8 protein-coding genes are annotated in these 7,077 nt (G+C 65.1%); 4 read left to right on the top strand and 4 right to left on the bottom strand.

Translation table 11 applies throughout. From position 1 onward, the window contains the following. Nucleotides 1-292: 292 nt before the first annotated feature. Complete coding sequence (locus VL752_RS02160; protein WP_408863042.1) at nucleotides 293-556, bottom strand: DUF3126 family protein; 264 nt, start codon at nucleotides 554-556, stop codon at nucleotides 293-295. A 164-nt stretch (nucleotides 557-720) separates the two neighbouring features. Here VL752_RS02160 and VL752_RS02155 point away from each other — a divergent pair, with 164 nt between their 5' ends. From VL752_RS02155 to pgi, 4 genes are all read left to right on the top strand, one after another. Further along, nucleotides 721-954: a sulfurtransferase TusA family protein gene (locus tag VL752_RS02155; RefSeq protein ID WP_325352090.1), complete on the top strand. Its 234-nt coding sequence runs from the start codon at nucleotides 721-723 to the stop codon at nucleotides 952-954. A 71-nt stretch (nucleotides 955-1,025) separates the two neighbouring features. Beyond that, nucleotides 1,026-1,817 (top strand): SDR family NAD(P)-dependent oxidoreductase, encoded by a 792-nt coding sequence (locus VL752_RS02150; RefSeq protein ID WP_325352089.1) that lies wholly within the window; start codon nucleotides 1,026-1,028, stop codon nucleotides 1,815-1,817. Nucleotides 1,818-1,819: 2 nt separating this feature from the next. After that, nucleotides 1,820-2,752, top strand: a complete 933-nt coding sequence (locus VL752_RS02145) for a histone deacetylase family protein (protein WP_325352088.1) — start codon at nucleotides 1,820-1,822, stop codon at nucleotides 2,750-2,752. Between the two features lie 27 nt (nucleotides 2,753-2,779). Beyond that, nucleotides 2,780-4,459: a glucose-6-phosphate isomerase gene (gene pgi, locus VL752_RS02140; RefSeq protein ID WP_325352087.1), complete on the top strand. Its 1,680-nt coding sequence runs from the start codon at nucleotides 2,780-2,782 to the stop codon at nucleotides 4,457-4,459. Between the two features lie 24 nt (nucleotides 4,460-4,483). Here the strand turns inward: pgi and VL752_RS02135 are convergent, their stop codons facing one another. The 3 genes from VL752_RS02135 to queE all read right to left on the bottom strand — a co-directional run bounded on the left by VL752_RS02135 (nucleotide 4,484) and on the right by queE (nucleotide 6,940). Further along, nucleotides 4,484-5,761 (bottom strand): EAL and HDOD domain-containing protein, encoded by a 1,278-nt coding sequence (locus VL752_RS02135; RefSeq protein ID WP_325352086.1) that lies wholly within the window; start codon nucleotides 5,759-5,761, stop codon nucleotides 4,484-4,486. Between the two features lie 166 nt (nucleotides 5,762-5,927). Continuing rightward, on the bottom strand, nucleotides 5,928-6,305 hold the full coding sequence (locus tag VL752_RS02130; RefSeq protein WP_325352085.1) for a 6-pyruvoyl trahydropterin synthase family protein: 378 nt from the start codon (nucleotides 6,303-6,305) through the stop codon (nucleotides 5,928-5,930). After that, nucleotides 6,305-6,940 carry a 7-carboxy-7-deazaguanine synthase gene (gene queE, locus VL752_RS02125; protein ID WP_325352084.1) on the bottom strand — a complete coding sequence of 212 codons (636 nt, stop codon included), beginning with the start codon at nucleotides 6,938-6,940 and terminating at the stop codon, nucleotides 6,305-6,307. Before queE ends, VL752_RS02130 begins: the two co-directional genes overlap by 1 nt. Between the last annotated feature and the right edge of the window lie 137 nt (nucleotides 6,941-7,077).

Genomic DNA, 7,077 nt, shown 5'->3' with positions numbered 1-7,077 from the left:
GCTTGAGAGCAGGGCATAAGCATGCCCATCGGCAGGCTCATCAGCACGCCTGCCGAAGCCGGTCCGGTCTGCGCGCCCAGCAGCAACAGCACCGCGACCACGAAGCCAATCCGCATTACCGTCTCCAGTTCGTAACAGCGGAGAATTAGCGCCGCCCGGAGCAGGCCGCCAGTGACTGTCCCATGATTTGAAAGCCGGGGTGCCATCCTTCAAGGCAGGCAAGAAAAAGGGGCGCCGCTTCCGCGACTCCCCTTCCCTGTCGCTGATCCGCCCGTTGCGGCGTGCTGCGCTGTCAGGCGCGGCGGGTCGTCTTCCCGGCAGGCTTGGCAGCAGCCTTGGGCAGCGGCGGCAGATCCTCGTCCAGGATGGTGAGGGTGACCGCGTAGGAGACCTCGCCGTCATCCGTGTCCTTGTCGACCGTACCGATGGTCTCACCCTCGACGGCCACCTCGATCGGGAAGCCCGGCTTCAGCGGCGGCACGATGGTCAGCTTGTCGCTGCCAAGCAGGCGGCGAAGATAGGTCTGTACGCGTTCGATCTCGGCTCCCGTCATCATCCGGGTCCTTTCTGCAATGGGTCTCTGTTCGTCGACGCGCCAGATACCGGATCGTCGCCCAAGATGCCACGCCCCCAGCGCAGAACCGAACTGTCCGAGACGGGTCCGGGCGGGTGCCAGCGACCTCTCTTGATCCCGGCGGATACCGGGGCCAGGATGAGGAGATGAGCGAAACCGTGCTCGATCTCAAGGATCTCGTCTGTCCACTGCCCGTCCTGCGGGCGAATCGCGCCATCCGCTCCATGGAGCCGGGTGCGCGCCTGCGCGTGCTCGCGACCGATGCCGCCTCCGTCGCCGATTTCCAGAGCTATTGCCGCGAGACCGGCCATACCCTGGTCTCCTGGAGCGAGGAAGCGGGCGTCTATAGCTTTACCATCAAGCGGCGAACGGGCGACTGACCGCGCACCGCCACCACATGTTCAAGACCTCATTCCAAGAAGGTCCGTGAACGAAACCAAGGGACGAAAAAATGGATTTGGCATTGAAGGGCAAGGCCGCCGTCATTACGGGCGGCAGCGTCGGCATCGGCCTCGCGATCGCGGAAGGCCTCGCGGCAGAGGGGGTTCACCTCCTCCTCTCGGCACGCGACGGGGCGCGGCTTGAGCACGAGGCCCAACGCATCGCCGCCGCTTTCGGCGTGAAGGTGGAGATCGCGGCCGGGGACGTCTCCGCGCCGGAGGCGGTGGATGCCATCGTCGCGAAGGCGGAAAGCGCCTTCGGCGGGGTCGACATCCTCATCAACAATGCCGGTACCGGCAGCAACGAAACCATCATGGAAGCGCCCGACGACAAATGGGACTTCTATTGGAACCTGCACGTGATGGCGGCGGTGCGCCTCGCCCGCGGGCTGGTGCCGGGCATGAAGAAGCGCGGCGGCGGGGTGATCCTGCACAATGCCTCGATCTGCGCGAGCCAGCCGCTCGGCTACGAGCCGATCTACAATGTCACGAAAGCGGCCCTGGTCATGTTCTCCAAGAACCTCGCCAATGAGGTGGTGGGAGACAATATCCGCGTGAACACCGTTAATCCCGGCCTCGTCCTGACCCCGGACTGGGTGAAGACCGCGAAGGAGCTGACGGCCGGCACGGGCGGTGACTGGGAGGGCCATTTGCAGTCGGTCGCCGATGAATTCGCCCCCATCAAGCGCTTCGCCTCGGCTGAGGAGATCGCCAATCTCTTCGTCTTCCTCTGCTCCGACCGCGCGAGCTACTGCGTCGGCTCCGCCTTCTTCGCCGATGGCGGCATGCTGCGGACGATCTGACGATGAGCGTGCTCCTCCTCACCCACCCGTCCGGCCTTGCCCATGATACGGGGCCGGGCCATCCGGAGCGGATCGCCCGCCTGCGGGCGGTGGCGGGGGCGCTCGCCCATCCGGATTTCTCCGGCCTCATGCGGGAGGAGGCACCGGCGGCGACGGAAGCAGAACTCGGCCGCGTCCACCCCCAGGCCTATATCGACCGGGTGCTTGGGACACGGCCGGAACCGGGCCGCTTCGTCCATCTCGATCCGGATACAGTGATGAGCGCGGGCTCGGCCGAAGCCGCGCTGCATGCAGCCGGCGGTGCGATCGCCGCCGTCGACGCAGTGGAAAGTGGGCGGGCCACCCGCGCCTTCGTGGCCACCCGGCCACCCGGCCACCACGCCGAGCCCGCGCGCTCGATGGGCTTTTGTCTCTTCTCGAACGCGGCCATTGCGGCATTGCACGCCCGCGCGGCCCACGGGCGCCAGAGGGTCGCGGTGGTGGATTTCGACGTCCATCACGGCAACGGCACCCAGGCCGCCGCGTGGGAGGATGCCGATTTCTTTTTCGGATCCAGCCATCAATACCCGTTCTATCCGGGGACCGGCGGGGCGGGAGAGAGGGGAGCGCATGGCCAGATCGTCAATGCGCCGCTTGCCGCTGGCCAGGGCCGCGCCGCTTTCGAAACCGCCTGGACGGGTCGTATTCTACCGGCTCTGGATGCCTTCCGGCCAGACAGCATCATCATCTCGGCCGGCTTCGACGCGCATCGCGACGACCCTCTGGCCCAGCTCATGCTCGACGCAGACGATTTTGCCTGGGTAACGGATGCGATTCTGGCGGTCGCCGCCCGGCATACGGAGGGGCGGGTCGTCTCCCTCCTCGAAGGCGGATATGATCTCGATGCCCTGGCGGCCTCCACCGCCACCCATGTGCGACGTCTGCTAGCCGGCTGAACCGCGCTTCTTCCGAAGGAGAATCCCATGCCCGATTCCACCCCTGTGCCTGCCGCCGCGACGAAAGCCGCCTGGGATAAGCTTGACGCTCTGGCGGCTGCCCCCGGCGGCCGGCTGATCACGCCGCTCTTCGAGGCCGATCCGAAGCGCGCCGAAAAATTCTCGGCCAGCTTCGAGGACATGCACCTCGACTTCTCGAAAACATCGATCAGCCCCGAGGCGATGAGCGGCCTTTTCGACCTCGCCCGCGCGGCGAAGGTTGAAGATTTCATCGCCCGCCTCTTCGCCGGCGAGCCGGTGAACATGACCGAGCATCGCTCGGCGATGCATATGGCGCTGCGCAGCCTGCCCGACGCCGGCTTCCGCGCCATCCTGCCCGACGGCAGCTACGAGGATGCCTCCAAGGTCGCCGCGCATGAGCGCGACCACATGGAGAAGTTCGTTCGCGGCGTGCATGACGGCTCGATCGTCGCGGCCGACGGTAAGCCCTTCACCGATGTCCTGAACATCGGCATCGGCGGCTCCGACCTAGGCCCCCGCATGGTCTCGATGGCGCTGACCTTCGTGCATGGCGCGAAAATCAATCCGCATTTCCTGTCGAATGTCGACGGCCATGCCTTCGCGCAATTCGCCCGCGAGCTCGACCCGGCGCGCACGCTCGTCCTCGTCGCCAGCAAAACCTTCACGACGCTGGAAACCATGACCAACGGCCATGCTGCGCGGGATTGGCTCGCCGCAGCGCTGGGCGAGGATGCCGTGAAGCATCATTTCGCGGCCCTTTCCACCAATCTGAAAGAGACCGGAAAATTCGGCATCCCCGAAGACCGCGTCTTCGGCTTCCGCGACTGGGTCGGTGGCCGCTATTCGGTGTGGTCGGCGATCGGCCTTTCGGTCGCGCTCGCGGCCGGCTGGGATGCTTTCGAGCAATTCCTCGCCGGTGGCCGCGCCATGGACGGGCATTTCCGCTCGACTCCGCTGGAGAAGAACCTGCCCGTGCTGATGGCGCTGGCAGGGATATGGAATCTCGACGTGCTGCATGCGGCCACACTCTGCATCCTCGCCTATGACGCGCGCCTTGCCCGCTTCCCGGCCTATCTCCAGCAGCTGGAAATGGAGAGCAACGGCAAGTCCGTCCGTCTCGCCGGCGACCATGTGACGCATCAGACCTGCCCCGTCGTCTTCGGCGAGCCCGGCACAGACGCGCAGCACAGCTTCATGCAGTTGGTTCATCAGGGTCCGGCGCTGGTGCCGGTGGACTTCATCCTCGCCGCGGAAGCCGACCACAACCGGCCGGAAGCCCATCGCATCCTGGCCGCCAATGTCTTCGCCCAGGCGGAAGCGCTGCTCGCCGGCAAGTCGCTGGAAGACGTCACCGATGAGATGAAGAAGGCCGGCGCGGATGAGGAGACGATCAAGCGCGTGGCGCCGCATCGCGTCTTCAGCGGCCAACGTCCCTCCACCACCATCCTCTATAAGAAGCTCGACGCCTACAGCCTCGGCCGCCTGATCGTTCTGTATGAGCACAAGGTCGCGGTGCAGGGCGCGATCTGGGGCATCAACAGCTACGACCAGTGGGGCGTGGAACTTGGCAAGAAGCTCGCCCAGGCGATCATTCCTTCGCTGGAGCCCCACGCCAATCTCGGCCAGCACGACGGCTCGACCACCGGCCTGATGAAGCAGTTCCTGGCGCTGCGCGGCGAGGTCTGACCCGCCACGCGAAGGGCGAGCCGCTTAAAGGCTGCTCGCCCAGCGCATCGCATCAAGCTGCATGCGGTTAAAGGCGGCCAGACTGGCGCTGCTCAGTTCGGCCAGAGCCGCTGCGAGATCAACGCCGTCGGGCTGTTCGCTCGCTTCAACCAGGATGAGCAGCCGCCCGAGTGGCCCCTGGCGATGCAGCAGAGCGTCCGCCAGCGCATCATCCAGATTAAGCATCTTGACGAGCTGGATCATTGACTGGCCGAAAACGGAATCGGCCAGGCTCAGGATGCCGACCATGAAGGCCTGGCCGCGCAGCGCGTTGAGGCCATGCGCCTCCGCCAGATGTTCCATAAGCCGGCCACGAATAGCCGCCGTCTGGACCAACGGATCGGAGCTGATGTCCACCCCGACATGCCCGACGAAGAGCATGACCTGCACGAGGCGTCCGATCTGCTCGCGGCCAAGCAGCAGGATCGCGGTGCGCAGGCTGCTCACCTTGCGCGTCTGCTGCATTGCGCAGGAATTCGCCATGCGGAGAAGGCGCACGGTCAGATCCGGCGCTTCCTTGAGCGCCCGCTCCAGCGCTTCGATGTCCGCATCCGCCTCGAGCAGGCGCAGCAGGTTGACGAGCAGGATCTTCGACGGCCGGACGGCGCGGCCGGTGAGGATGGTGGGCCTGGCGAAGAAATAGCCCTGGAAAAAATCGATGCCCAGCGTGTGGCAGAAGCTGAACTGCGCCTCGGTCTCGACCTTTTCGGCGAGGACCGCGAGACCATGGGCATGTCCCAGAGCCACAAAATCGCGGACCGTCGGCTCGGCCATGCCGGTAATGTCGATCTTCAAATAGGCGAGACAGTCGAAAAGGGAGAGCTGCTCCTTCGTGAGGCGAACGACATCATCGAGCGCCAGAAAATAGCCATCCTCCTTGAGCTGCCGGCAGCGCTCGATGAGCGAGGGGGTGAGTTCGACATCTTCGAGGATTTCGAGAACGATCTGGTCTCGCGGCAGGAGTTCGATCACCTCGCTCATCAGGGCCTCCTCGCAGACATTGATGAAGCCGCGGCGGTCGCCGATCGCGCCCTGAATGCCCAGGGAGAGGAAGGCATTGTTGATCACGGTCGCGGTGGCGACGAAATCATCCACGACACCTGCGGCATTATGGGTCCCGGAGCGAAAGAGAAGCTCGTAGGCGAAGAGTTCCCGCTTGCGGCCGACGATGGGCTGCCGCCCCAGAAAGAAGGTATCGGCTCCCGTGTTACACGCCGCCGCCGCGCGATGGGGAACGGTCGGGGCCTGCGCGCGATCACTCACTATCCTGGCGTCTTTCCACAGTTCGAGATCGATCCGTTCAAGACCGAACTACCCGAGAGACCTTTGAGATCCGCCCGTAAGCGACAGTGACGACTGAGTCAGTGAGGCGAAGGCATCTCCGTGCTCAAGATTATGCGAAAAAGATTAAGGGTTTGTTGTTACGACCTCAGACTCGGGGCGCCGTCGGTCCGAAATAGGTGCAATATTCGCCTTCACTGTCGCGATGCACGGCCACGCGGGCGAGACCCCGGCAACGGCCTTCCAGGCGGCGCCAGATCCAGGCCGAGAGATTTTCGAGCGTCGCCGGGCCGATATCCGGCACCTCGTCCAGGAAACGATGATCGAGCCCGTCCCGCGCTTCGGCGAGCAACCGGTCGAAGAGGGCGAGATCGATGATCATGCCGGAAATGGGATCGGGCTCACCCCGGACCGTCACGGTCGCGCGATAGGAATGGCCGTGGATTCGCCGGCTGGGCTCCGCGTCGACGTGCCGTTCCAGCGTGTGGGCGGCATCGAAGCGAAACTGTTTGGTGAGCTCGAACATCAGGCGATTCCAAGAAACTTGTGCGTCTGGAGGCTGAGCCGCCAGCGCGGATGTTGCAGACAATAGGCGACCGCTGCCGCGGTATTGGTGATCCGCTCGTCGCCGTCCATGGGCGAGAGCAGGAAATGACTGAAGGCGAGCCCTTCATAAAGAGAAGGCTCGGCCCCTGCCTGCGGAAAGACGAGCTTGAGTTCGTCGCCATGGGTGACCGCGAGCCCATTGCCCGCCTTGGGGCTGACGCAGACCCAATCGATCCCATCCGGCACGGGAAGGGTGCCGTTGGTCTCGACCGCGATCTCGAACCCCTCGGCGTGCAGGGCGGCGGTCAGCGCCGCATCGACCTGCAGCAGCGGCTCACCCCCAGTGAGCACCACGAAGGGCGTGCCGCCCGCGCGCGCGGGCCATTGCGCGGCAACCGCCGCAGCCAGGGCTTCAGGGGTGGCGAAGCGGCCGCCGCCCGGCCCGTCGACCCCCACGAAATCGGTATCGCAGAAGCGGCAGGCGGCGGTGGCGCGGTCCTGCTCGCGGCCCGACCACAGATTGCACCCGGCGAAGCGGCAAAAAACCGCTGCGCGGCCGGCATTCCGGCCCTCGCCCTGAAGGGTATAGAAAATCTCCTTGACTGCGTAAGCCATGCTTCGAACCTGATCCTCATCCGGCCCGATCCGGCCGGCGCAGGCACCTAGCCTGTCAGACGTCTTTTAGCGACTCCGCCGGCGGGAGGCTGCCCAGCGATCGGTGCCCAGCGTGCAATTTATGGATCCCCGATACA

The organism is Acidisoma sp. (assembly GCF_035492295.1).
GTDB lineage: Bacteria > Pseudomonadota > Alphaproteobacteria > Acetobacterales > Acetobacteraceae > Acidisoma.
The sequence above is the reverse complement of the archived record's forward strand: the minus strand, read 5'-3'. Positions and strand labels throughout refer to the sequence as shown.

Excerpts from the sequence above, each read along its gene's own strand:
- VL752_RS02150 (WP_325352089.1), top strand. The coding sequence starts at position 1,026 with ATGGATTTGGCATTGAAGGGCAAGGCCGCCGTCATTACGGGCGGCAGC.
- VL752_RS02130 (WP_325352085.1), bottom strand. The coding sequence starts at position 6,305 with ATGTTCGAGCTCACCAAACAGTTTCGCTTCGATGCCGCCCACACGCTG.
- VL752_RS02145 (WP_325352088.1), top strand. The coding sequence starts at position 1,820 with ATGAGCGTGCTCCTCCTCACCCACCCGTCCGGCCTTGCCCATGATACG.
- pgi (WP_325352087.1), top strand. The coding sequence starts at position 2,780 with ATGCCCGATTCCACCCCTGTGCCTGCCGCCGCGACGAAAGCCGCCTGG.
- queE (WP_325352084.1), bottom strand. The coding sequence starts at position 6,940 with ATGGCTTACGCAGTCAAGGAGATTTTCTATACCCTTCAGGGCGAGGGC.
- VL752_RS02160 (WP_408863042.1), bottom strand. The coding sequence starts at position 556 with ATGATGACGGGAGCCGAGATCGAACGCGTACAGACCTATCTTCGCCGC.
- VL752_RS02155 (WP_325352090.1), top strand. The coding sequence starts at position 721 with ATGAGCGAAACCGTGCTCGATCTCAAGGATCTCGTCTGTCCACTGCCC.